This window comes from Leclercia sp. M-A074-M, from assembly GCF_965195605.1.
In the GTDB taxonomy this organism is placed as follows: Bacteria; Pseudomonadota; Gammaproteobacteria; order Enterobacterales; family Enterobacteriaceae; genus Enterobacter.
The window spans coordinates 256,040-281,205 of the sequence record NZ_CBDAHM010000008.1; the positions used below are offsets into that span (position 1 = coordinate 256,040).

Here is a 25,166-nt window from a genome sequence, read left to right on the forward strand (position 1 = left end):
GCCGCCGGGCAATAAAAAAATCCCCCGTTTCCGGGGGATTTTTTATTTCTTCGGATAGAGCTCTTTACGCTTATAGGGCTCTTTCTCGCCGGGCTTGCGCGTCTTCAGCAGTTTCAGGATCCAGGTGTACTGCTCCGCGTGGGGCCCCACCAGAATCTCCACCTCTTCGTTCATCCGGCGTGCAATAGTGTTGTCGTCCGCGGTGAGCAGATCGTCCATCGGTGGGCGGACTTCAATCGTCAGGCGATGGGTTTTGCCGTCGTAAATGGGGAATAACGGGATCACCCGCGCCTGACACACCTTCATCAAGCGGCCAATGGCGGGTAACGTCGCTTTATAGGTGGCAAAGAAATCGACAAACTCGCTATGTTCCGGCCCGTGATCCTGGTCCGGCAGATAGTAGCCCCAGTAGCCCTGGCGTACGGACTTGATAAAGGGTTTGATCCCGTCGTTACGGGCATGCAGGCGTCCGCCGAAGCGACGACGCACGGTGTTCCAGACATAATCAAAGACCTTATTTCCCTGATTATGGAACATCGCCGCCATTTTTTGCCCTTGCGAGGCCATCAGCATCGCCGGAATATCCACGCCCCAGCCGTGCGGCACCAGGAAGATCACCTTTTCGTCGTTGCGACGCATCTCTTCGACGATCTCCAGCCCCTTCCAGTCGACCCGGCTGGTCACTTTTTCCGGCCCGCGTAAGGCCAGCTCAGCCATCATCGCCATCGCCTGCGGCGCGGTAGTAAACATCTCATCAATGATGGCTTCGCGTTCTGCCTCGCTCTTCTCCGGGAAGCAGTAAAACAGGTTTATCTGGGCGCGACGACGGGCGCTTTTGCCCAGTTTGCCCGCCAGGCGCCCCACTTTGCCGAGCAGCGGATCGCGCAGGGCGGGAGGCAGCATCGCAATACCTGCAAACGCATAGACACCCAGCCAGGCGCCCCAGAAGCGCGGATGACGAAACGATTTCTCAAATTCAGGAATGTATTCACTATTGTTCTTTTTGGTTTCCATGCTTTTTCCAGGGCGGGTGATGCTTTAAAGAGTGATGAGATAGTTTAGCGAGGCCATGTGCAACGCACAAAAGAAAAAGCCGGTGCAGGAGTGCACCGGCTTTTAACGCTGCTGAATTAATTCAGGGTCAGCTGGGGAATAACCTCTTTGACCTGCGCCAGATAATCGGTGCGGTCTTTACCGGTCAGCCCTTCGGTGCGCGGCAGCTTCGCCGTTAACGGGTTGACCGCCTGCTGGTTGATCCACACTTCATAGTGCAGATGCGGGCCGGTAGAACGCCCGGTATTGCCCGACAGCGCAATACGGTCGCCACGTTTCACTTTCTGGCCCGGCTTCACCAGCAGCTTACGCAGGTGCATATAGCGCGTAGTGTAGGTGCGACCGTGACGTATAGCGACATAATAGCCCGCCGCGCCGCTGCGTTTTGCCATTACCACTTCGCCGTCACCGACAGCCAGAACCGGCGTACCCTGCGGCATGGCGAAATCCACCCCACGGTGCGGCGCAACACGGCCAGTGACCGGATTCAGACGACGCGGGTTAAAGTTCGAAGAGACGCGGAACTGTTTCGACGTCGGGAAGCGTAAAAAGCCTTTCGCCAGACCCGTACCGTTACGATCGTAGAATTTACCGTCTTCGGCGCGGATGGCGTAATAATCTTTACCATCCGTGCGTAGACGGACGCCCAGCAGCTGGCTCTGCTCGCGCTTGCCGTCCAGCATTTCGCGGGACATCAGCACCGAAAACGAATCGCCTTTTTTCAGCTTACGGAAGTCCATCTGCCACTGCATGGCTTTGATCACCGAGCTGATTTCACCGCTGGTCAGCCCCGCATCACGGGCGCTGGCAACAAAACTGCCGCCACTTAAGGTACCTTTGATGGCGCTGTTAACCCAGTCACCCTGCTGCATTTCGCTGCTCATCTTGAAACCGTTTTCAGTACGATCGTAAGTACGGGTTTCACGACGGGAGACTTCCCAGGTCAGGCGCTGCAAGTCACCGTTATCGGTGAGGGTCCAGGAGAGCTGTTGACCGATTTTCAGGTTCCGCAGATCTTTATCAGACGCAGCAAGCTGGCTGATTTCACCCATTTCAATGCCGTACTGGTTCAGAACGCTGCTTAATGTATCGCCCGTTGACACGACATATTCGTGTACGCCCACTTCGGCTTCGGTCTTTTCATCAAGCTCATCCTGCGGAATCGCTTCTTCTTCCTGCGGGGCCTGGTCGATAGGTTCACTGGCTTCCGGCAGCAGGGAGCGAATTTCACTCTTTTCCAGCTCAATGGTTCTGATAACTGGCGCGGAATTTGGGTGGTATACAAAGGGCCGCCAGACGGCGACCGCTAAGGTGAGAACTGTAAGCGACCCCAGCATGACGCGGTGGGGCCGGGGCAGATTGTTAAATGCCAGGGCGACAGAGCGGGCTATCTGTTGCACGTAATCACTTCCTCGTTAATCTCCTTTCAGGCAGCTCGCATACTGGTTCGCCAGTTGGCTGAGGAACTGTGAATAGCTCGCTTTGCTCAACTGGATAGAGGTTCCCAGTGGGTCAAGGGTGCCCATACGGACGGACGTTCCCCTTGCCACGGCTTCAACGACCGCTGGCCTGAACTGTGGCTCAGCAAAAACGCAGGTCGCTTTTTGCTCAACCAACTGTGTTCTGATTTCATGTAAACGCTGCGCACCAGGTTGAATTTCTGGATTCACGGTGAAGTGGCCAAGCGGCGTAAGACCGTAGTGTTTTTCGTAGTAGCCATAGGCATCATGAAAAACGAAATATCCCTTACCTTTCAATGGTGCGAGCTCGGTACCCACCTGCTTGTCGGTTGCGGCAAGTTGTGCCTCAAAATCCTTCAGGTTGGCGTCTAGTTTGGCTCGACTTTGCGGCATAAGTTCCACTAATTTTTCATGGATTGCAACCGCTGACAGCCGCGCTATTTCTGGTGAAAGCCAAAGGTGCATGTTGTAGTCACCGTGATGGTGATGCTCGTCACCTTTTTCCTCGGCACCGTGGCCATGATCGTGGTCGTGTTCGTCATCATCCGCCCCTTTCATGAGAAGCGGTTTCACACCTGCAAGGCCAGAGATGTTAACCTGTTTAGCGTCAGGCAACTGACTCGCTGACTTCTGCATGAAGGCTTCCATCTCCGGGCCAATCCATACAACTAAGTCCGCGTTTTGTAAACGTTTTACGTCCGAAGGGCGCAGGGAGTAGTCATGCTCTGACGCGCCATCAGGCAATAAAACCTGGGTTTCGGTGACGCCATCTGCGATAGCGGAAGCGATAAAACCGAGCGGTTTAAGCGAAGCGACAACGGCGGCGTTAACATCTTGTACTGCGGTACCCCAAAGAGCAGCGGATAATGCTGCGAAAAGAAGCGTATTTTTCTGTAACATAATGCGACTAATCATCGTAATGAACATGTGGAATGTGATATTATAACATTCGATGACTTCTGCAAGCATAAATTGATATGACGACTTTGGTTTCTCTCGAAAATATTTCGGTTTCATTTGGCCAGCGCCGCGTCCTCTCTGACGTTTCGCTGGATCTGAAGCCTGGCAAAATTCTGACGTTACTCGGCCCCAACGGCGCGGGTAAATCAACGCTGGTGCGGGTTGTACTCGGCCTGGTAGCACCCGATGCGGGCCTGATCAAGCGTGATCGGCAGCTACGTATTGGCTATGTCCCTCAGAAACTGCATCTGGACGCCACGCTGCCGCTGACGGTCAGCCGTTTCCTGCGTCTGCGTCCCGATACGCGTAAAGAGGATATTCTTCCGGCGCTCAAGCGGGTACAGGCCGGGCATCTTATCGACGCGCCCCTGCAAAAACTCTCCGGCGGCGAAACCCAGCGCGTGCTGCTGGCCCGCGCCCTGCTGAATAAGCCGCAGCTGCTGGTGCTCGACGAGCCGACTCAGGGCGTGGATGTCAACGGTCAGGTTGCCCTGTATGACCTCATCGATCAGCTACGTAAAGAGCTGGACTGCGCTGTGCTGATGGTGTCGCACGACCTGCATCTGGTCATGGCGAAAACGGACGAAGTGCTTTGTCTTAACCATCACATCTGCTGCTCCGGCACGCCGGAAGTGGTCTCCATGCATCCGGAGTTTATCTCGATGTTTGGTCCTCGCGGTGCCGAACAGCTGGGCATTTATCGCCACCATCACAACCACCGCCATGATTTGCAGGGACGCATTGTCCTTCGCCGGGGAAACGGTAACTCATGATTGAACTCTTACTGCCCGGCTGGCTGGCCGGGATGATGCTCGCCTGCGCGGCGGGTCCACTGGGCTCGTTTGTTGTCTGGCGCCGGATGTCCTACTTTGGCGATACGCTGGCGCACGCTTCCCTGCTGGGGGTGGCGTTTGGTTTGCTGCTGGATGTGAATCCATTCTACGCGGTGATTGTGGTTACGCTGCTGCTGGCCGCCGGCCTGGTCTGGCTGGAGAAGCGCCCGCACCTGGCGGTGGATACGCTGCTTGGGATCATGGCCCACAGCGCCCTGTCGCTGGGTCTGGTGGTGGTCAGCCTGATGTCCAATATCCGCGTGGATCTAATGGCCTATCTGTTTGGCGATCTGCTGGCGGTGACACCTGACGATCTGATCGCCATTGCCATCGGGGTGGTGATTGTCCTCGCAATCCTGCTGTGGCAGTGGCGTAACCTGCTGGCTATGACCATCAGCCCGGATTTAGCCTTTGTAGATGGCGTGAAGCTGCAGCGCGTGAAGCTGCTACTGATGCTGGTCACTGCCCTGACCATTGGCGTGGCGATGAAGTTTGTCGGGGCGCTGATCATCACCTCACTGCTGATTATCCCAGCCGCCACCGCCCGTCGTTTTGCCCGTACCCCGGAGCAGATGGCCGGTGTAGCCGTGGGTGTAGGGATGATTGCCGTCACCGGCGGGCTCACCTTCTCGGCGTTTTACGACACCCCTGCCGGACCGTCGGTCGTGCTGTGCGCGGCAGTGCTGTTTATCTTCAGCATGATGAAGAAACCAGCCAGCTAAGGTCATTAATTGCCCGGTGGCGCTACGCTTACCGGGCCTACAGGATCGCGCTTTTGTAGGCCGGATAAGGCGCAGCCGCCATCCGGCAACTTCCGCCGAGGTTACGGCATCTCCGGCGGCGTAATGCCAAAGTGATCCCAGGCCCGCACCGTCGCCATGCGCCCGCGCGGCGTACGCTGCAAAAAGCCCTGCTGGATCAGATAGGGCTCCAGCACATCTTCAATGGTCTCACGCTCTTCGCCAATCGCCGCCGCCAGGTTATCCAGCCCGACCGGCCCGCCAAAGAATTTATCCAGCACCGCCAGCAGCAGCTTGCGATCCATATAGTCGAACCCTTCAGCATCGACGTTCAGCATATCCAGCGCCTGGGCGGCGATCTCATGCGAAATAGTGCCGTCGTGCTTCACCTCGGCAAAATCACGCACCCTGCGCAGCAGCCGGTTGGCGATACGTGGCGTCCCGCGGGAACGCTTCGCCACTTCAAAGGCCCCCTCTTCGCTCATATCCAACCCCATAAAGCGCGCGCTGCGGCTGACGATATGCTGGAGATCGGGCACCTGATAAAACTCAAGACGCTGCACAATGCCGAAACGATCGCGCAGCGGTGACGTTAACGACCCGGCGCGGGTGGTGGCGCCAATCAGCGTGAAAGGCGGCAGATCGATCTTAATCGAACGCGCAGCCGGACCTTCGCCAATCATGATATCCAGCTGGTAATCTTCCATCGCCGGATAGAGCACCTCTTCCACCACCGGTGACAGGCGGTGGATCTCATCGATAAACAGCACGTCGTGGGGTTCAAGGTTGGTCAGCATCGCCGCCAGATCCCCTGCCTTTTCCAGCACCGGGCCGGAGGTGGTGCGCAGGTTAACGCCCATCTCATTGGCGACGATATTTGCGAGGGTCGTTTTCCCGAGCCCCGGCGGGCCGAAAATCAACAGGTGATCGAGGGCATCGCCGCGAAGTTTCGCCGCCTGGATAAAGATCTCCATCTGCGAACGCACCTGTGGCTGGCCAATATACTCATCAAGCAGTTTCGGGCGGATCGCCCTGTCCACCAGATCTTCTGTCTGAACACTGCCTGCCGAGACCAGACGGTCTGCTTCAATCATCCTTTACCTCACAATGCGGCGCGCAGCGCTTCACGAATCAGGGTTTCACTGGTGGCGTCCGGTTTAGCCACTTTGCTAATCATCCGGCTCGCTTCCTGAGGTTTATAGCCCAGCGCCACCAGCGCGGCAACCGCTTCCTGTTCCGCATCGTCTGTTGCCGGGCCAGCCGGTGAGGTCAGCACCAGGTCGGCGGCAGGGGTAAACAGATCGCCATGCAGACCTTTAAAGCGATCTTTCATCTCGACAATCAGGCGCTCGGCCGTTTTCTTACCGATGCCAGGGAGCTTAACCAGAGCAGCGGGATCTTCACGCTCTACGGCGTTAACAAACTGCGGAGCCGACATCCCGGAGAGGATGGCCAGCGCCAGTTTTGGCCCTACGCCGTTGGTTTTAATCAGCTCTTTAAACAGGGTGCGCTCCTGCTTGTTGTTAAAGCCATACAGCAGCTGGGCATCTTCACGCACTACAAAGTGGGTAAAGACGATCGCTTCCTTGCCCGCGTCCGGCAATTCATAGAAACAGGTCATCGGCATATGGACTTCATAGCCCACGCCTCCGGTCTCAAGCAGCACTATCGGGGGTTGTTTTTCTAGAATGATGCCTCTGAGTCTGCCTATCACGTGACGCTCCTGCGTTAAGGGCTAAAAGTTACCGCTGCCATAATAAAAAAAGGCTGGATAAACATCCAGCCTGATTTTTACATTTAGCGCAATCGACCGCGCGCCAGATTGAGCCGCGATTCGCTCATCTGCACCGCATTCTGGCTGATGTGGCAATGGGTAATGGCGATCGCCAGGGCATCGGCAGCATCCGCCTGCGGATTGGCGGGCAGTTTAAGCAGGGTACGCACCATGTGCTGCACCTGGCTTTTTTCCGCACTGCCAATTCCCACCACGGTCTGCTTAACCTGCCGTGCGGCGTATTCAAACACCGGCAGATCCTGATTCACCGCCGCGACAATCGCCACGCCGCGCGCCTGGCCAAGCTTCAGCGCCGAGTCGGCGTTTTTCGCCATAAATACCTGTTCAATGGCAAAATAGTCCGGCTGGAACTGGGTGATGATCTCCGTCACGCCCGCATAGATCAGCTTCAGGCGCGACGGCAGATCGTCCACTTTGGTACGGATACAACCACTGCCCAGGTAGGTCAACTGTCGCCCGACCTGACGGATAACGCCATAACCGGTGATGCGTGAGCCCGGGTCAATACCGAGAATAATTGCCATCACGCCGCTCCGGTTAATGGTTTACGTTGGGCCATTACAGCGTAGCCGCAACCTCGTCGGAGATTTCACCGTTGTGGTAGACTTCCTGCACATCGTCGCAGTCTTCGAGCATATCGATCAGACGCAGCAGTTTTGGTGCGGTTTCCGCATCCATATCCGCTTTGGTGGACGGGATCATGGAGACTTCAGCCGCGTCGGCTTTCAGGCCAGCGGCTTCCAGTGCATCACGCACCGCGCCCATCTCTTCCCATGCGGTATAGACGTCAATCGCGCCGTCGTCATAGGTCACCACATCTTCAGCACCCGCTTCCAGCGCCGCTTCCATGATCACATCTTCGTCGCCTTTCTCGAAGGAGATGACGCCTTTTTTGCTGAACAGGTAGGCAACGGAACCGTCGGTACCCAGGTTGCCACCGGTTTTGCTGAAGGCATGACGCACTTCCGCCACGGTACGGTTACGGTTGTCGGACAGACACTCAACCATGACCGCCGTACCGCCAGGACCGTAACCTTCATAAATGATGGTTTCCATGTTCGCGTCTTCATCGCCGCCTACGCCACGGGCGATAGCACGGTTCAGGGTGTCACGGGTCATGTTGTTGCTCAGCGCTTTATCGATCGCTGCGCGCAGACGCGGGTTGGAACCGGCATCGCCGCCACCCAGACGGGCTGCGGTAACCAGCTCACGAATGATTTTGGTAAAGATCTTACCGCGTTTGGCATCCTGTGCCGCTTTGCGGTGTTTGGTGTTGGCCCACTTACTATGACCTGCCATAAAAATATCCTCAAAGAGCGCGCCCTTTCAGGCGGCGTTAATTACAAATTCTTCAATCGCCTGCCGGTTGCTCCACGACTTGGTTAACGCCGCGGCTTCGGTCGCATTAACCCAGCGGTAGGTCAAATGTTCGGTGAACACGATCTCCCGTTCGTGGGGAAGCGCAAGGCAGAACCAGGATTCTGTATTGCGTTCAGTCCCCGGCGCATAGCGATGACGTAAATGACTAAAAATTTCAAACTCCACCGTGCGCTGACAGTCCTTCAGGGTCAGTTGCTCGCGAGCAACGTCAATGGTGACCTCTTCCTTTACTTCGCGCGCGGCGGCCTGCAACGCGGTTTCTCCCTCCTCCAGGCTGCCGGTTACCGACTGCCAGAAGGCGGGATCGTCGCGTCGCTGCAACATCAGCACCCGCTTCGTGTCTTCTGCATAAATGATCACTAACACGGAAACGGGAAGCTTATATGCCATATCAGTTTTTCTCTTCCTTTTTCACCACTTCGATACCCAGCTCGCTTAAGGAGGCAGGGTTAGCAAAGCTTGGCGCTTCGGTCATCAGACAGGCCGCGGCGGTGGTTTTCGGGAAGGCGATAACATCACGAATGTTGTCGGTACCGGTCAGCAGCATGGTCAGACGATCCAGACCAAACGCCAGGCCCGCGTGCGGTGGAGTACCGTACTTCAGGGCGTCCAGCAGGAAGCCAAACTTCTCGCGCTGCTCTTGTTCGTTAATGCCCAGAATACCAAACACGGTCTGCTGCATTTCACCGCTGTGAATACGCACGGAACCGCCACCCACTTCGTAGCCGTTGATGACCATATCGTAGGCGTTCGCCACGGCCTCTTCCGGCGCCGCTTTCAGCTCTGCCGCGCTCATATCTTTCGGCGAGGTGAACGGGTGGTGCATAGCGGTCAGGCCGCCTTCGCCGTCGTCTTCAAACATTGGGAAGTCGATAACCCACAGCGGCGCCCATTTGGCTTCGTCGGTCAGGTTCAGATCTTTACCCAGCTTCAGACGCAGTGCGCCCAGCGCGTCGGCAACCACTTTCTTGTTGTCTGCGCCGAAGAAGATCATGTCGCCGTCCTGGGCTTCGGTGCGCGCCAGGATGGATTCGACGATCTCAGCATTCAGGAATTTCGCCACCGGGCTGGTGATGCCTTCGATGCCTTTCGCGCGCTCGGTGACTTTGATGTAAGCCAGGCCTTTCGCGCCATAAATCTTGATGAAGTTACCGTAGTCGTCAATCTGCTTACGGCTCAGGCTCGCACCGCCCGGTACGCGCAGGGCAGCCACGCGGCCTTTCGGATCGTTAGCCGGGCCAGAGAAGACCGCAAACTCAACGCCTTTCAGCAGGTCGGCAACGTCCACCAGCTCCATCGGGTTACGCAGGTCTGGCTTGTCGGAACCGTAGCGGCGCTCGGCTTCGGCGAAGGTCATGATCGGGAAGTCGCCCAGATCCACACCCTTCACGTCCAGCCACAGGCTGCGCACCAGCGCTTCCATCACTTCACGCACCTGCCCGGCGGTCATGAAGGAGGTCTCGACGTCTATCTGGGTAAATTCTGGCTGACGGTCAGCACGCAGATCTTCGTCACGGAAGCATTTGACGATCTGATAGTAGCGATCGAAACCGGACATCATCAGCAGCTGTTTGAACAGCTGAGGAGACTGCGGCAGCGCGTAGAATTTGCCTTTATGAACGCGGGATGGCACGAGGTAGTCGCGCGCGCCTTCCGGGGTCGCTTTGGTCAGCATCGGGGTTTCGATATCGAGGAAACCGTGATCGTCCATAAAGCGGCGCACCAGGCTGGTGATTTTTGCACGGGTTTTCAGGCGCTGGGCCATTTCCGGGCGACGCAGATCGAGGTAGCGGAATTTCAGACGCGCTTCTTCGGTATTGACGTGGTTGGAGTCCAGCGGCAGCGATTCTGAACGGTTGATGATGGTCAGATCGGTCGCCAGCACTTCGATTTCGCCGGTCGCCATGTCGCTGTTGATGTTTTTCTCGTCACGCGCACGCACGGTACCGGTCACCTGGATGCAGAACTCGTTACGCAGTTCAGCTGCCAGCTTTAACGCATCGGCGCGGTCTGGATCGAAAAACACCTGCACGATGCCTTCACGGTCGCGCATATCGATAAAGATAAGGCTGCCAAGATCACGACGACGGTTGACCCAACCACACAAGGTCACCTGCTGTCCGACGTGGGACTGACGCAGCTGCCCGCAATATTCTGTACGCATGAGATATCCCTTAACTTAGCCGCAGGCTACTATGTCGCAGCTTTTTGTATGTCAAACTGGATGAAAAAAGGCGGCTATTATACTGGAAATTCCGCCAGACGATAAGAGAGAAGCGCGCCATGCGCGCGTTTGCTGCTCGCATCTTGCATATTCTCACAAAATTTAACAAAAATATCAGACCTGGAACAGGCTGGCTCAGCGTAAGGTATTAGCATGGCTCACTATTTAACAGGAAAAACCATGTTCACACTCGACGCTGCCCGTACCGCCCTTGTGGTGATTGATTTACAGGAAGGGATCCTGCCCTTTGCCGGTGGCCCGCATACCGCTCAGGATGTGGTCAGCCGCAGTGCTCGTCTGGCGGAAAAATGCCGCACCAGCGGTTCGCCGGTGGTGATGGTCCGCGTGGGCTGGTCCGCTGATTTCGCCGAGGCGCTGAAGCAGCCGGTAGATGCACAAGCCCCTGCCCATGCTCTGCCGGAAAACTGGTGGGACTACCCGCTGTCACTGGGTAAGCAAGAGAGCGATATCGAAGTGACCAAGCGCCAGTGGGGCGCGTTTTACGGCACCGATCTTGAGTTACAGCTGCGTCGTCGCGGCATCGATACGATCGTTCTGTGTGGGATCGCCACCAATATTGGCGTCGAATCCACCGCCCGTAACGCCTGGGAGCTGGGCTTTAACCTGGTGATCGCCGAAGATGCCTGCAGCGCAGCTTCGGCCGAGCAGCATCTCGGCAGTATGACCAATATCTTCCCGCGTATTGGCCGGGTACGCAGCACCGAAGAGATTATCAACGCACTATGATCTATCTGGGGTTACCCCAATGGTCGCACCCGAAATGGGTGCGGCTGGGCATAACGGGTCTTGAAGAGTACGCCCGCCACTTTAATTGCGTGACGCGGTAATTTTTCAAATCACTAAAGAACGCCCAAGAGCATGTGTTTTCTTTAGCTTAATCAATGCATTATAAACAGCTATCATATGAAATTCGGTAAAGTTCGTATGAGCTAAAATGTCCCAACCATGCCCCAAAACTGGCATTTATGCCCCATCCCTGCCCCAAAAACCCCCCTCAAAAAGCCGCGCTCCCCACCGTTGACACTGTATGGATAAACAGTATAAATTGTTTAGTAAATTATTGTTGTTTTGGAGGAGTTATGTTCGTTGAGTTGGTGTACGACAAACGGAATGTAGAAGGATTAACAGGTGCCAGAGAAATAATTCTAAATGAGCTAACAAAGCGGGTGCACCGGATCTTTCCCGCTGCAGAGGTGAAGGTTAAGCCGATGCAGGCGAACGGCTTAAACAGCGATGCCAGCAAAAGTGATCGGGAAAAGCTGAATCGTATGCTTGAAGAAATGTTTGAAGAGGCGGATATGTGGCTTGTTGAAGAATAAAACCTCGAAAACCCTGATAAAACTCCAGGTTATCACGATAGAGGTTTTCGACTAATATCCGTCATCAAAATGCCAAAAGAAAAGGATATTCGTCAATTCCATGTCCATCGAACCATTGCGCGTTACTGAAATTATTAGACGGATACCTGACTGTGCAACTGAGCCGTTCCTCTGTAAATGTGACGATGGCGAGCTTTATGTTGTAAAGGGCATGCCTAGCGTTCCTCGGGTGCAGCTTATTGCAGAATGGGTATCAGCTCACATTGGCCTGGAATTGGGGCTTTCATTACCTGATTTTGGCATGGCATACGTAGACAGAGCATTAACCCAGTATGTGCCTCAATGGCGAAATGCCTTAAATGAGGGGTACGCATTCGCAACAAAATTTATCCCAGGCGTGGCACCTATAACTTTTACCCAGGCTCATACTAATGTTGCCGAGCAGGAACAGAAGAAAATCTATCTCTTTGATAGATGGATAAATAACTCAGATCGAACCCTATCACCTCAAGGTGGTAACGTTAATATTATTTTCGATTACCGTAACAATAGATTTTACCTGATTGATCACAATCTTGCCTTTGACCAAAATGATACCGATGATGCCTTTGACTATCATGTGTATGCACCGCGTCATCGCAAGTGGTTGTTCGACATTGTAGACAGGCCCCAGTCTGAAGATGAACTTACCCGTACTAAAGGAATCCTACCTTTATGTGTGGAATGCATCCCTGATGAATGGCTGCCTGAGACTCAAGATGAGCGTGAAGAGTGTTTTGGTCGGATTGAAAAGCTATTGAACCGTAACGATACGGATTTATTTTGGAGTAAAATCACATGACTACGCCATGTCTATACAGCATTGTAAGATATGCGCCGTTTGCTGAAACTGAAGAGTTTGCAAACATAGGCGTAGTCGTCTGTGCGCCACAAAAACACATACTTCTCTTTCGACTAACTCAAAGCAATGATGCCAGGGTTACATCTTTCTTCAAAGACGACACTATCTTCCCATTGGCCAAAGATGCTGTTGCTAGGGAGCTGGCCTTTGCTCAAGAGCAGACGAAACACGTTAAAACAGCCGATGACGTAGCAAATTTTTTCAGCTATTTGACTGCGAGACGGGAGTCAATTTTCCACTTCAGTTCAACACGTGTCGTTCTTGCTGAAAGCCCCGAGCAAGAGTTACAGCGCTTGTATGCAAAATTTGTTAACCATACAGATTACAACAAAGAACGTAGAGAAGAGATCCTTACCAGAGAGCTAAAAGGGCGTTTGAATTCTTATGCAGAACTGCAGAATATTTTCCGCAAGGAAACATTTGGCGGAGACTTGATTAGGTTTTCAATGCCGTTTGTTGCTAAGCAAGAGGATGAAGTACTTTGTGCTATCAAACCCTTGGCGTTCGTACAACAGGAGCCCGGTAAGATGATGGAGCACTGTGACTCATGGGTATCAAAAGTTAAGAGAGCGGCTGATGAGCAGTTACTAAATCTAGCTAACGTTCTTTTTACTATTGACGGTCATAAAAATCCCAACACGTCAGAAGTAAAGGCAATGGATGAGATTAGGCGAACATTTGATCGCAATAACCTCGCTCACTTTAGTCACAACGATGAAAAATCTATCATCGAGTTTGCGAAAGCATCCATCTAGTCGACCCGGCCACCGCGCCGGGTTTCTCTTTCCTCCCTCAAATTACTGGGGAGCAGTCCTCGGCCTGTGCATGCCCGGTGAAGTACGACACCGTGTTCACGACCTCGCGCATCTATACCACCCGTTTAGGCCAGCGCCTTTTGCGTGGAGTTGGAGAGATGGAGCGCGTAGTCAGCCGTGTACCACATACGGAACATACCGCACCGTGTGGCAGGTTTAACACGGGATTGAAGGAAGTGAAAAAGAACCGGTTGCTTTTACATGCAGGACAGATGAATTTCATAACGGGTATAACGCCTCACGCCGTTTGCTGAACTGACATCATACACAGTTTCTTTATAACTAAAGGTGCAATGATTAACATTTCTTAATGTTTTCTTAGCCTGGCTTAAAAGCACTGACTAACAAATATGACCAAGTGCAATTAGCCAGCAGCGCTCGCAGTTTATGGTAGGGCCACGCGTCATCCGGGACGATTTAATGTTGCTCCGGACCGCACCAGATATTTAATAACGTTCTCAAAAGACTGATAAGACCTGACACGATCACCACAAGCCAAACGGCTAAAAATGCAAAACTTGCCATCTGAGCCTCCATCAGGGCCGTAAAAAAAAGCCTGCTGATTAGGCAGGCAAATGAAATCAGCACAAACAAACAGCTTAAGGTGCCGGGTGCCTCCCGGTGACTCGTTACCAGTTATACGAGCCGCAGGCATATTTACACGAACAGCAACTGGATTGCCCCGCCGCACAGGGGGATTCACCTTCATTAAAGGTAGATGATTTTAAACGAAGCGCTAATACCCCCTACCTAAAGTTATGGCTCATGCTGCCGATACGTTAACGACCTGCGTCATGAGCGCGGGGTTGATAACAAAACTAAGGGATTTGTGCCCGCTCCCGTGCGGGCTTTTTTATAGGCTGCATTTACACAGGGCCTTCATCAGCGTCCGTGCTGTTGATGAAGTACGTCACCCGCCCCAGCACTTCCACCTCTTCCGCTGCAGATCCCTCTATCACTTCGCCATCATCACAAATCAGCGCCCTGCCCATGACCCGGGCAAACTGAGTCCGGCCGCCGGACAAAATCAGCAGCACCTGATTCTGTACCAGTCTGGTGCACGGCTCGATGACAGCGAACCCACTCGAAGTCTCCAGGATGCGGCTGTCCATGCCTATGCCGCAGATACGCTCCGGTGTTAACCGCTGCTCTACGTAATCGCCAGCTGGTGAGGGGAACCCCATGATATGCACTCCTTTTACTGTTTTTATATACAGTAGTTTTAAAGGCGGTGCAGATCAATGCGGCGATACCTATCAATTCATCCAACTGCAATGTGGGGTGGCGCACGCATGCGCTATCCTTTTAATGAAGTAATCCAATATCAGGAGAACGTATGGTGATTGCACTGCTGGTAGCTGGCATCCTTGCCGTGGTCATTGCTCTTCTGGTGATCCTGTCCGCTATGCAGGATATTAAAGGCGATTACTGAGCCTCCAGTTTCACCAGCCGGGCTTAAATTTCATCCATGCGTCCAGAACCTTTGTAATAAACCTGATGGCTTGCTCATATGGCAATGTTTAATACATAAAGTTACCATTCGAGTTGAGTAACGCGCTGCATTCAACCTCAATGCTGAAGTAACCCTCAGGCGCATCAGGGAAGTCGATAAGCAAATACATCAGCTTGTTTTGAGGGCTGGATGTTGGATAACCAACATTTATCGTTCCGGAAGCATCGTTTGGGTCTTCCCAGCCGTATTGAATCAGCGATGGCTGAATGCAACCTGGCACCGTGGTATAAAGGGTTTCAATACTGAAACGCCCAGTTGTTGCGAGCGGCCTGCATAGCATTTTCCTTGTTCCGTTATTCGTTGCTCCCCCTGCGCTTTCGATAGTTGTAATGTCTATCTCAAACTTCATCATGTCGTAGAAAGACGTCCAGTTATGCGTCTGTCGGTACAGCCCCTTTGGCAACGGGAATATCACCCTGGAAGGCATTTTTACAGCTGAGGGAACCGTTGTCTGCGGCGTAGTAATATCTGCTACTGGGGTTTTGTAGACCTGTATCTCTTTGCGGGCTGGCACAACCCCGGAATTTAACTGCACCACCTCGTCAGGCAGGGTCGGTTCAATTATTAACTGGCTGCAAAAAATACCCGCGGCGGACGCAACATCCTGCTCAACATAAACAGTTTTCCACCCACGACCAACAAGTGAGCCAACCCATGATTTATAACCAGATGGTCGGGTTGAGACCTGATAATCCGTGGTTTCAGCGATAGTTTTTCTGAAAGATTTTGCCTGAATCCTGTTTACGGCCTGCACGCCGTTAGCCGCGGTAACAGGATCAGACAAGTGAATTTTCGCGCCCGGCAATTGACCCACTATGTAAATATTGGCGGCATCGGTGTCCAGGAAGAAACTGAACGAATGGATGCCACCGGAAGAGCCATTGATGCCCCCTGTCTGACCGTTCCACTGGTAAGAGGCGGAGATGTTGGTTGACAGGTATGCACCGCCCGCACCGTACCAGCCAATTCCCTCCGTTGAACGCCCAGGCTGATGATTCGTGGGTGACGAAACCGGACGAACCTCCCTGACCCAACCGCTGGCCAGAATAAAAGCCGCAACAGCATCCCCGTATTTCGCATATCCCGCCTTGTTGAAATGCGTACCATCACTGTACACAGAGTCATAACGGCAGTACTGGTGTACACCTTCGCTTTCAAAGACAGGGCATCCATAACTGGCAGCAATCACTCGCGCATATTGCGTAAACCGTGCTCCGCCAGCATTGCCATTGTTATACGTCTGAGCGGTGGATGTGTGAATCACCACGCCGTGACCCCAGTCAATGTAACGCCGGATAAGCTTTTCGATATAGTCGCCATATTCCGTAAAATCACCGTTAGCATCGTTAATGCCGAGCATGATATGGGCGACATGGCAACCTGGGTTCACGGTCCAGCGATTAAAGCACTGCTTCGCCGTATCTCCGCTAAAGCCATAATTTTTAACCGTCACCACACTGCGGGTGAATTTATTCAGACGTTCCTGCAGGCGTACAGGATACTGAATCGGGGCCCGGGTGCGGATGTGACCGCCATCTGCCGGAGGGGGAATAATGTCAGACGAGGTAACATCATAGCCATAGGTAATTGAATCACCCACACAGACAATGTTTACGGCCTCCCCGCCACGGAGTTTGTTATTGGCCACGCCTAATAGCCGGCGGTTCCTGATTGAATACGCAGCTGTAGCCAGATCAGACAGAGCAGTTTCGATTCCCGTGCTGCCAGTGGCGTTAATGATGAGTGAGCTGAGGGCAGCATAACCAACACCCACCCACGCGCCGGTTGCAATGCCTCCCGTACCCGCGGGTGTAGACCCTGCAGGTACCGCTTTCGGAAGTGGCCCATCCCATCGGTAATACTCCTGACTGACTTCATCAAAAAGTACCTGATTAGCCAGGGTAAGACGATTTGACGGCAGAGGAGCGCCCGCCTGAAACGATTTCAGCGTGATAAGACCAAAGGATGCCAAAGCCTGGCGCGCAGCATCTGCAAAAGTGGTTAATGCTGCAGCACTTTCAACCTCAAACGCACGCCATGTTTTCCTGTTTTTCCCTAACCGATCAGGCCAGAGAGTCTTCGTGAGGCTGTTAATGGCAATATCGAAATTTTTTGAATTTAAAAGCAGGACCTGAGGTGACTGCGAGCCCAGTGGTTCGTCATTTGCTGCCATATTTGCTCCATAAAAAAACCCGCCGAAGCGGGTTAGTAATTTTGTGAGGTTTATGCGACATCGCCGGGATAGGTGGCGTCGTCGTACTGATACTTGCCGGGGTGGTACTGGATAGCCGATACGCTGCTGGTACCGTCACTGCCGGGGGTTATCTCCCCCACCAGTGCGTCGTACCCAACCCGGGATGAAGAGCAGAACAGCAGGCGCGGCGGCTCAATGTACGGACTGTCCATCTCCCATTCTTCCGGTGCCAGCGCGGCGCTGTATGGAATACTCAGGGTGTAATCATCGATGCGCGTCGGAACCTGCAGCGGCGACGCCCGACCGTCCTGGTGGCGGATAACCACTCGGGGATTTGGAAAACTCCAGTCCGGCGGCTCGCTGAGCGACATGATGATCGCAGTGCTGTCCCAGCTCATTTCAGTGATCAGGCAGCTCAGTGTCTGGTTGCCTGGAATATCATCAGTGAGGATGATGCGGTCCATAAACTGGTAGCAAAGCGCATCCATTTCAGTGCTGGTTGTGTGCTGCAGGCGCTGTAGCTGATACCCGCGCAAACGGCGCATGCCAATTCGGTACGCACGATCCTGATCCACAACCCCTTCCAGCTTGTAATCCTCCACTTTCACTGGCGTGGGATTTCCGGACTGGCGGCACTGAACCGTCTCCTCCGCCCAGGTTGTGCCGTTGATGTATGTAACATCCACGCCGTCATAATCGTCCTGACTCGGGGCCTTGAACGCGGTCTGCAGCTCTTCGGTAGTCTCCTGGGGGGTGATCATCCCGGTCCAGTTCTTCACGCCTTCCCGTCCGGCGGAGACCAGGCCATCAGACAGCAGGAAATACCCCATCCCCGCCCCGGTGATGATTTTCAGTACCTCCAGCGCGGATTTACTGTCGCCTGTTGCCCAGTCGAACGTTTCCCCGCGAGGGGTCCACCAGGTCTGTTCGAGCGCGTCAATCGCTGCGCGGTCAATCTGTTCAGGGCGGAAACCCAGAGATTCCAGGACGTGGTACAGCGCCCCGCTGATGCTGCGTGAAGGGTGTCCGTTGTACAGCCGTGTAGGAATGACGTTAACGCGGCGATCGGACTGGGCCGCCAGGCGGTTACCGGTTCGTACCGTCAGCGCAAGAGTGGTCACGCCTGCATAGCTCCCAGGGCGTTTGCTCAACCGCGAGCGCATCGCCTGCCAGTAAAGGTTGTTCACCGTCCTGGAGCCGCCAATTTTCGTCGTGCGTCGCACGCGGACCTCATACTGTGCCGCCGCCAGACCGCTGATGCGCCGGGTATAACCGTGGCCGTCAGCGGTTTTGTTGGTGAAGTTATAGACCACCTGTGACCATGCCCCCGCAGTTGCGGCATTGCGGTACTGAACCAGCACCCGCACGGTGTGCGACTGAGGATCCCCGTTCTTTTTGTACTGGATGTGGCCATTGGGGAAGATGAAGTTGTTTTCGATGGCGGTCGTGGTCTCTCCGTCCGGGCAGGCAAGGAACGGGCCGAGCCAGGCATAGTCATCATTCACGCCGGTGACCTGGGCATCGAGCAGCGTACGCTCGCTAAACCCCGGCCAGGCCGCATCTACAGTGACGACATCATTACCACTGGCGTCCTGGGTGACGACCACCCGCTCAACCGTGATGGTCTGATCATCGATATCCGTAATGCGGAACTGGCCGTCGGCGTAGCCGATGCCGATCCGCTGGACTCCGTCCGGGATGCCCGTGAATGGCTTCCCTGTCCCGCTGTCATATGCCAGCGTGATATGTGCCTCCACCGCTGCGGTGCCGCCTGTCGATGCCACGCCGGTCACATCGACCGGCGCACTGCCGAAAACGGAGACCGGGAGCGCGCTGTGGCTGACAGTGCCTCCGGCAAACGGGCTGCTTTCCTCGGCAATCTGCAACCGACCACCATTATCGCGCGCGATCAGGCCGGAGCCGGTGAGCTGGTTTGATATGGTATTAACCAGCCCGGACATCGTGACGTAACTGGTAATGAGTGAGATGGCATACGTCGTGCCTTTCCATCCGATCGTGAACGTAACCGGCGTTGCCGTGAAATCGTACGTGGTGGGCGCGGCGCTGGCGGTAATGCTCGCTGTCGAACCACCCACCCCGGGCACCGCCGGAACGCCAGCCGCGTAACTGGCAATATACAGATCGTAAGTCGACTCATTAAAAGCCACCGAAACAGGCATGCCTGTAGCTGGCCGTAACTCAGTGACATCACCATAAATCACGCTGTGTCCGCCGGTATTGGCAACCCGGTAGGAGTCTGGCGCAACAACCGTGACTACTGTGCCAACAACCCAGGCCGCCGGGATCTCCGTTTCTCCGTCGCTGGCCGTGGCTGCAATCAGGGAGATGGTGTTACCGCTCACCAGAATGGCGTCCGAGATGATGCTCACCGTCTGCGGCCCGGTTGAGCCGAGGTCGAGGCCTGCGGTACCTGAGGTGGTATTCCCGACCTCGCCGCTGTTGAACCAGTTCTCGGAGCGACTGTCGGCCGCAACGCTGGCACCCGGTGGATAGATGGTGGCACTGACATCACTGCCGAACGCGGATGCGGGCGTTGAGCCGATGCGTATCGCCGACGCCGGCAGCGCCATGTCGCCAACCCCCACACATAAAAACATGCTGGTCACGTACTTCTTGGGATCGGCAGAATCAAAGCGCGAAACCGGCTGAACGACATAATCGGGCCACACCTTATAGCGACCAAAAATCTCGCGGATGGGATCGCCCAGTTTTGCCATATTGGCTTTGGCCGGGTTCAGCTCCAGCTGGTCACCACTGGAAGGCTGGCTGGCGCCGCCGGTCTGCATGGTGCTCATCATGTAAATAGAGTAAGCCGCTGAAGCGACGGCCACGCTGACGGCCACCCACAACGCGATTTCTGCACCCGTACCGTATGGCACCGGATACATCCTTACATCGCTGTCAGGACGAATGGCGCACAGCGCCCACTCAGCCGGCGGCACCGGAACGCCGTCGATTTCAACCGCAACCGGATGCTGCTGATCCGGCCCCCATCCCTCAACGTTCTGCGAAAACCAGGCGCTGAGCGTCAGGGTTTCATGATGGTGGGTTTCCAGCGGTTCGCCGGGCAACCGGGACGGATAGATTCGGATCGTCACTGGTAATACTCCACGCGAATGAAGCGGCGCGCAAACCGCGCCAGCGGCAGGAAGGTTACATTTGTGCGGGGATTGCACTCGGCGGCATGCAGCACACCGTCAATCTCCACGACGATGGCGACATGCGTTACCACAGAGCCGGAATAACAGGCAATGCCCGCGCCAGGGGAAGGATCGCAACGCTGCAGGTCGGCCATCAGTCCGCGCGCCTCCCGGTCGAGACCGTTGTCGTCTTTTGTGACTCCGGAGAATTCAGGCCAGGGGGTCAGGCCCAGATCGCGCCGTATTTCGTTAACGATGCCAAAGCAGTCGAGCGCAGGGAACGCGCGCCCGCCTTTCAGCCATGTGACTGAACGGTATTTGTCAGGATTGAACATGGTGATTTCCTACTGGAGGTAACAAAGTCCCGGGAAGTCTGCCAGTGTGTAGCGATAGCGTGGCCACGCGGTATCGAGGATGTTCATATAGCCAGCGGTGATCTGCACCTCAGTTGCGGTCCAGGAGCCCTCTTTTATGGCGAGGGTGAACGGCGGCGCGGCGGGTGCTGACAGATCCGTAGAAACGTACCGGCGAAACGTTAAAGACGCGCTGGAAAGGTTATCAAGAGCATTGCGGATCGCAGTCGAAACCACGCCGTCGATATTGCTGATCGCGAATTTTAGATCCTGCGTGCCGTCGGAATTGCGCGCCGGCAGCGCCACGTCGATTGCCGAGCCGATAAACGTCGCTTTGTCACCCGTTTCCAGAATAACGGTAATGTCCTCCCAGCCGCGGGTCAGCCAGTAGCTCTGTCCGCCGACGGTGATTTGCAACGTGTCCAGAATCACCTCATCACCGCCGGATGCGTAAAGCCGGTTGAGAACTGCGCTGGTCATGCTTCGGGCCACTCCTTATTCAAGGCCAGATCGATAATATCCGACCCTGCCACCAGTTCAGGGAAAAGCCCCCAACCTGACGGAAGCAAAGGACGCTCCCATAATTCAAGCTGAGCGCTGTAACGCCAATATTTTGGAGGAACCAACGTCGGCCCCTCATAAATATCTGTGAAACGGCATTTGTACGTTTGCTGGCAGCCCAGCGGGGTTTGGAGTCTCATTAGAAACCATGCCGCCCCATCTGTTAGCGCATCACGAAACCAGGCTTCAAAAAGCTGCGCCTGATTATGTTTCGTGAAAATCCAGTTCACGGTGGCAATGGTCGGTGTTGACGTATACTTGCGCCGCTGCCGGGCGCGGCCGGATGTGGTTTCAGTTCGCTTTAGGGGGCTGACAGGTTTGAAGCCATATCCATCCTGCAGCGGCATTGGCAGGTAATCATGTGGGTAGACAATATCTGCCATTATCCTCGTCTCCGGTTCGGGTAAACGGACTGCAGCGCCCGGCCAAAGTCCCCGTCAGGTTTGACAACCTGGGCGGCCAGTTCTTTACGGAGCGAAACGGCTAATTGCCGGTTCCGCTGGTCGATAGCCATTAACGTCGCATCGTCGGGTTTGCCGGTGAATGAATTTTGAATATGGAAGGTGCCGCCTGCAGAAGCCTGCCGTGACTGCTGCACCTTCTCCAGGGTCGCGTCAAGCTTGGCCGACGTGCTGGCCGTGACCACGCGTTCTCCCTTTTGCAGTAACCACGTGCCTGTTTCCGGCACCCGGTCAATCCCGTCGTGCGCCATGCCTGCGAGTGTTTGCCCGGCAATCATGGCCACTGAGGCGTAACCTACTGCGCGAATCGCGGTTGCCGCCGGGATCCCCATAATCATGCCGCCTTCAGCCATAGCTTTAGTTGCTGCCAGCTCGGTGTTGATCACGGCCTGGGCCATAGCGGCGGCCTTGCTGGCAATGAACAATGTTTTGTAAGCGAGACTGCCTTCCTGACCGATGCTCTGCAGCAGCTGCGCCGACTGGCCAGCGAGATCTGAGAACATGGAAAGGCTGGCAGATGTATATCCCGCCTGGATATCCTCTAATTGCGAAGCATTCGTCTTGTTGATTTCAGCAACACGATCCGCATAGGTTTGCTCGTTAATCTCCTTTTGATCGAGCAACTCCTTCTGCATTTCAAGCTGTGTTTCGTACCACTTTTCCAGTTCTTTTTGCGCATCAGCGACACGAACAAGTTCACCGCTGGCACCGCCGACGGATGAATCGATACCGCCAAATTTCGGGGCGTCCTGAATCGAAGCTTTCGATATGCGATCCATCGTTTCGCGATATTCTTCAGTCGCAGGTGCTGCTTCGCGTAACAATTTAATGCGCTCGCGAGTGTTCTTTAGCAGAGCCTCCTCGGGCTTCAGCAGTTCTTGATTCAGGGATTTAAGGCGTTCAACAGCATTAAGATGATCAAGCGCGGCGGAGTTGCGCAGAAGCTCTGTCTTCTGAGTTTCAGACAAAGCCCCCAGTTCACCCTGGGTTACCTGATATTTGGTTTTAGCGAGCTCCGTACTCTGGCCAGCAAGCGCGAGCTGTTCCTGCTGCTGGCTGATGAGGCGCTTGTAAGACTCCTCGAGTTTCTCCGATGTCTTTTGCTCATCAGATTTGGGCATCTTTTTCTGAGGTTTGTTGGCCTCATTATTTCGCCATTCCAGCAGACCGTTATTAATCAACTCCTGACGGCCTGTCTGGAATTGTGGATCACTGGTTAATCCCAGATCGTCGGCGGCATAACTGAGCCGTAAGCGCTCCTTTTCTTCACCCTTAAGGCGTGATAACTCCAAATCCCTACGGCTCTTTTCAAGTGCATCGGTTTGCTTTTTATCGAGATCGGCCTGAGGCAGCCTTAGCGGAACGTTAGCCAGCCCCTGACGGGCCATGAGAAGTTGGTTTCCCAGCCCCAGCAGTCGGTTAAATTCGTCATGCTGTCCATTCATTAACAGGAGAGATTGGTAAGCCCTATTTTGATTAGCGGCCTCTTCTCGAATTAGCGTTACCCGGCGATGCTCAATTCCTTCAAGAACCTGTTGAATAGAAGCTGATTTCTCCTGCATCTGAGCCAGTCTTTCCTGCTCTACAGATAGCTGTTCTGTAGCAGTCGCTAGCCCCTGAGTAACAGTATGCAATGAGGTCAAGTGGTTAATCATGAAACCACCGCTGGTAGTCGGACCAGGGTTACTGATCACGGACTGATAACCAGCTATCTGCTCTTTCAGGCTTTCAATTTTTCCTTTTTGTTCATCAATCAACCTGTTTTGTTCATTCAGTGCAGCACGAGTTTTCTCTGCATTATCTGAAGCTTCAGGTAGTGTCATTTCTCTCGACTTTTTGCTGACTTCATCTATCGTGCTGGCATAGTCCTGAGCAGAACGCCGAGCCTGTTCCTGATTTTGATACACCGCATACCATGCGCCGGCACCAAGCATCACCAATCCCGGAACGCCGCCAATGAGCCCAAGAGCACCGCTTAAAAGACGGGTGCCCACAGATGTCACACTGTTGAGATTGCTTTGGGTGGTGACACGATTTGCAAGGTTCCGGTCTCTGGCAGCCTCAGCAGCAGCCAAACGTCTTTCGGCGATAGCCTGAGCGTCGGAATTTTTGGCCGCAGCCAGACCTGCCTGCGCACGCTCAAGAGCTGTTCTGGCTCTGACTTTTTCTGCGGCAGTACCACTGGCAAGCGCGGTAGTCAGCCTAGTCTGGGTTGCAGTGACTTTTGCTTCCGCTGCGGCGATTTTCTCTTGTTGAGCAGCCTGAACCTCTGAACTGCGGGAACGCTGAATAGCTTGCTGGGCCCGATAGACTTCAGCTCTTGAGGCGGCAACAGCAGACTGAGCCGCTTTATCCTGTGCAACAGCAAGAGCAACTTCTGATTTGGCAGCAGAAATCAGTGCGCCTGTTGCACTCGTAGCACTGGTTGCCACTCCACTGAGATATCTTGCCAGACCAACACCAACAAGCGCACCAGCAACTGTTGTGATTGTTGACATATTGTCAGCGACGTCACTCAAAGCACCACTTACCGCTGAGGAAGTAAAAGAGTCTAGCGTCTGTGCGACGCTATCCAATCCGCCAGACAGCGCATCGGTGGCACCAGTGGCCTGGTTGACACCGCCAACCCAGGCCATGAATGAGTTGGTAACTTTTTGCAGTGAACCGGACACGGTTTGCGGCATGTTTGCAAATTCACCCTGCAATGAGCCCAGCTGGCTCATTAAAGCTGGAACAACCTTATCAATAGTTAGCTGCCCCTGATCAGCCATACTTTTCAGGTCTTTGCGAGCCACGCCCATTCCTGCGGCAAGTGCGCGTATCACGCGATCACCTGCTTCGTTAACGGCGTTAAATTCTTCTCCGCGAAGAACGCCTTGTGCAAGCGCCTGGCTGAATTGTGTGATAACAGAACTTGCTTCCTGGGTGTTTGCTCCTGAAAGTTTAAGTCCGGTTGAAACAGCCTCGGTAATTTTCAGAACTTCATCAGAGCTATACCCGTATTCGCGCATTGAAGCTGCTGCACGTGAAAAAAGGTTTGCGTTATCGGAAAATGCCGTGCCGGTTCGCTGGCTAATTTCCATTAACTGACGCTGAGAGACTGCAAAATCATCAGCAGAAGATGATGCCTGTTTAAGGCGCGCATTTACAGAATTCCATTCGTCGGCAATCTGCACAAGCTTACCAGTTGCAAAAGCTGCCGTAGCGGCGGCGGCGGCCCTTCCTGCCGATGCAAATCCATCAGTTAGGTCGGATAATGCTCTTTCGCTTTCGCGCGCTGCGGCTGCGGATTGTCGACCGCCATTTTCCATGGTGCGGTAATAGTCCTGCCCCATGCGCGAGGCGCGGGAAATTTCCGTCTGGAATGATTGCGAGTTAGCGGAAATTTTGATTATTAACTCACGTAAAGTTGCCATTTAGTC

Annotated in this window: 22 protein-coding genes and 1 pseudogene; 7 read left to right on the forward strand and 16 right to left on the reverse strand. The window is 54.4% G+C overall.

Annotation, left to right across the window (positions count from 1 at the left end; translation table 11 throughout):
* Nucleotides 1-42: 42 nt before the first annotated feature.
* From lpxM to znuA, 3 genes are all read right to left on the reverse strand, one after another.
* Complete coding sequence (gene lpxM, locus ACOKCT_RS17540; RefSeq protein WP_156654755.1) at nt 43-1,014, reverse strand: lauroyl-Kdo(2)-lipid IV(A) myristoyltransferase; 972 nt, start codon at nt 1,012-1,014, stop codon at nt 43-45.
* 116 nt (nt 1,015-1,130) lie between these two features.
* The gene (gene mepM, locus ACOKCT_RS17545; protein ID WP_103180059.1) at nt 1,131-2,453 is read right to left on the reverse strand and encodes a murein DD-endopeptidase MepM; all 1,323 of its coding nucleotides are present in this window, start codon (nt 2,451-2,453) and stop codon (nt 1,131-1,133) included.
* Nucleotides 2,454-2,468: 15 nt separating this feature from the next.
* On the reverse strand, nt 2,469-3,413 hold the full coding sequence (gene znuA, locus ACOKCT_RS17550; protein ID WP_159339660.1) for a zinc ABC transporter substrate-binding protein ZnuA: 945 nt from the start codon (nt 3,411-3,413) through the stop codon (nt 2,469-2,471).
* Between the two features lie 77 nt (nt 3,414-3,490).
* On the opposite strand from znuA, the gene znuC reads away from it, so the two are divergent.
* Together znuC and znuB are read left to right on the forward strand one after the other, a co-directional pair.
* Entirely contained in the window at nt 3,491-4,246 is a 756-nt protein-coding gene (znuC, locus tag ACOKCT_RS17555) for a zinc ABC transporter ATP-binding protein ZnuC (protein ID WP_103822382.1), read from the forward strand.
* Nucleotides 4,243-5,028: a zinc ABC transporter permease subunit ZnuB gene (znuB, locus tag ACOKCT_RS17560; RefSeq protein ID WP_103180061.1), complete on the forward strand. Its 786-nt coding sequence runs from the start codon at nt 4,243-4,245 to the stop codon at nt 5,026-5,028. Before znuC ends, znuB begins: the two co-directional genes overlap by 4 nt.
* A gap of 101 nt (nt 5,029-5,129) precedes the next feature.
* Here the strand turns inward: znuB and ruvB are convergent, their stop codons facing one another.
* From ruvB to aspS, 6 genes are all read right to left on the reverse strand, one after another.
* A complete protein-coding gene (gene ruvB / locus ACOKCT_RS17565; protein ID WP_103180062.1) occupies nt 5,130-6,140 on the reverse strand; it encodes a Holliday junction branch migration DNA helicase RuvB in 1,011 nt (336 codons plus the stop codon).
* 8 nt (nt 6,141-6,148) lie between these two features.
* Complete coding sequence (ruvA, locus tag ACOKCT_RS17570; RefSeq protein ID WP_103180063.1) at nt 6,149-6,760, reverse strand: Holliday junction branch migration protein RuvA; 612 nt, start codon at nt 6,758-6,760, stop codon at nt 6,149-6,151.
* A gap of 83 nt (nt 6,761-6,843) precedes the next feature.
* A complete protein-coding gene (gene ruvC / locus ACOKCT_RS17575; protein ID WP_103180064.1) occupies nt 6,844-7,365 on the reverse strand; it encodes a crossover junction endodeoxyribonuclease RuvC in 522 nt (173 codons plus the stop codon).
* Between the two features lie 34 nt (nt 7,366-7,399).
* Nucleotides 7,400-8,140: a YebC/PmpR family DNA-binding transcriptional regulator gene (locus ACOKCT_RS17580; protein WP_103180065.1), complete on the reverse strand. Its 741-nt coding sequence runs from the start codon at nt 8,138-8,140 to the stop codon at nt 7,400-7,402.
* Nucleotides 8,141-8,167: 27 nt separating this feature from the next.
* Complete coding sequence (gene nudB, locus ACOKCT_RS17585; RefSeq protein WP_103180066.1) at nt 8,168-8,611, reverse strand: dihydroneopterin triphosphate diphosphatase; 444 nt, start codon at nt 8,609-8,611, stop codon at nt 8,168-8,170.
* A 1-nt stretch (nt 8,612) separates the two neighbouring features.
* Nucleotides 8,613-10,385, reverse strand: a complete 1,773-nt coding sequence (gene aspS / locus ACOKCT_RS17590) for an aspartate--tRNA ligase (protein WP_103180067.1) — start codon at nt 10,383-10,385, stop codon at nt 8,613-8,615.
* Nucleotides 10,386-10,625: 240 nt separating this feature from the next.
* On the opposite strand from aspS, the gene ACOKCT_RS17595 reads away from it, so the two are divergent.
* The 5 genes and pseudogenes from ACOKCT_RS17595 (at nt 10,626) to ACOKCT_RS17615 (ending at nt 13,441) form a co-directional block, all read left to right on the forward strand.
* Nucleotides 10,626-11,192, forward strand: a complete 567-nt coding sequence (locus ACOKCT_RS17595; protein WP_103180068.1) for a hydrolase — start codon at nt 10,626-10,628, stop codon at nt 11,190-11,192.
* Nucleotides 11,189-11,284, forward strand: a pseudogene (locus tag ACOKCT_RS17600) (hypothetical protein); the annotation flags it as partial. The gene ACOKCT_RS17595 and the pseudogene ACOKCT_RS17600, both read left to right, overlap by 4 nt.
* Before the next feature lie 261 nt (nt 11,285-11,545).
* A complete protein-coding gene (locus ACOKCT_RS17605; RefSeq protein ID WP_166182792.1) occupies nt 11,546-11,785 on the forward strand; it encodes a DinI family protein in 240 nt (79 codons plus the stop codon).
* A 100-nt stretch (nt 11,786-11,885) separates the two neighbouring features.
* Entirely contained in the window at nt 11,886-12,626 is a 741-nt protein-coding gene (locus tag ACOKCT_RS17610) for a HipA family kinase (RefSeq protein WP_166182793.1), read from the forward strand.
* Entirely contained in the window at nt 12,623-13,441 is an 819-nt protein-coding gene (locus tag ACOKCT_RS17615) for a DUF3037 domain-containing protein (protein WP_166182794.1), read from the forward strand. The genes ACOKCT_RS17610 and ACOKCT_RS17615 overlap by 4 nt, the downstream gene beginning before the upstream one ends.
* A gap of 926 nt (nt 13,442-14,367) precedes the next feature.
* Here the strand turns inward: ACOKCT_RS17615 and ACOKCT_RS17620 are convergent.
* The 7 genes from ACOKCT_RS17620 to ACOKCT_RS17650 form a co-directional block, all read right to left on the reverse strand.
* Entirely contained in the window at nt 14,368-14,685 is a 318-nt protein-coding gene (locus tag ACOKCT_RS17620; protein ID WP_420193709.1) for a hypothetical protein, read from the reverse strand.
* A 336-nt stretch (nt 14,686-15,021) separates the two neighbouring features.
* Nucleotides 15,022-17,187, reverse strand: coding sequence for a GDSL-type esterase/lipase family protein (locus ACOKCT_RS17625; protein ID WP_420193710.1), 2,166 nt, complete (start codon nt 17,185-17,187; stop codon nt 15,022-15,024).
* Between the two features lie 50 nt (nt 17,188-17,237).
* Complete coding sequence (locus tag ACOKCT_RS17630; RefSeq protein ID WP_420193711.1) at nt 17,238-20,327, reverse strand: host specificity factor TipJ family phage tail protein; 3,090 nt, start codon at nt 20,325-20,327, stop codon at nt 17,238-17,240.
* Entirely contained in the window at nt 20,324-20,704 is a 381-nt protein-coding gene (locus tag ACOKCT_RS17635; protein ID WP_420193712.1) for a nitrite transporter, read from the reverse strand. The genes ACOKCT_RS17630 and ACOKCT_RS17635 overlap by 4 nt, the downstream gene beginning before the upstream one ends.
* A 9-nt stretch (nt 20,705-20,713) precedes the next feature.
* Nucleotides 20,714-21,202 carry a DUF1833 family protein gene (locus ACOKCT_RS17640; RefSeq protein ID WP_420193713.1) on the reverse strand — a complete coding sequence of 163 codons (489 nt, stop codon included), beginning with the start codon at nt 21,200-21,202 and terminating at the stop codon, nt 20,714-20,716.
* On the reverse strand, nt 21,199-21,666 hold the full coding sequence (locus ACOKCT_RS17645) for a hypothetical protein (RefSeq protein WP_420193714.1): 468 nt from the start codon (nt 21,664-21,666) through the stop codon (nt 21,199-21,201). The genes ACOKCT_RS17640 and ACOKCT_RS17645 overlap by 4 nt, the downstream gene beginning before the upstream one ends.
* Nucleotides 21,666-25,160 carry a phage tail tape measure protein gene (locus ACOKCT_RS17650; protein WP_420193715.1) on the reverse strand — a complete coding sequence of 1,165 codons (3,495 nt, stop codon included), beginning with the start codon at nt 25,158-25,160 and terminating at the stop codon, nt 21,666-21,668. Before ACOKCT_RS17650 ends, ACOKCT_RS17645 begins: the two co-directional genes overlap by 1 nt.
* Between the last annotated feature and the right edge of the window lie 6 nt (nt 25,161-25,166).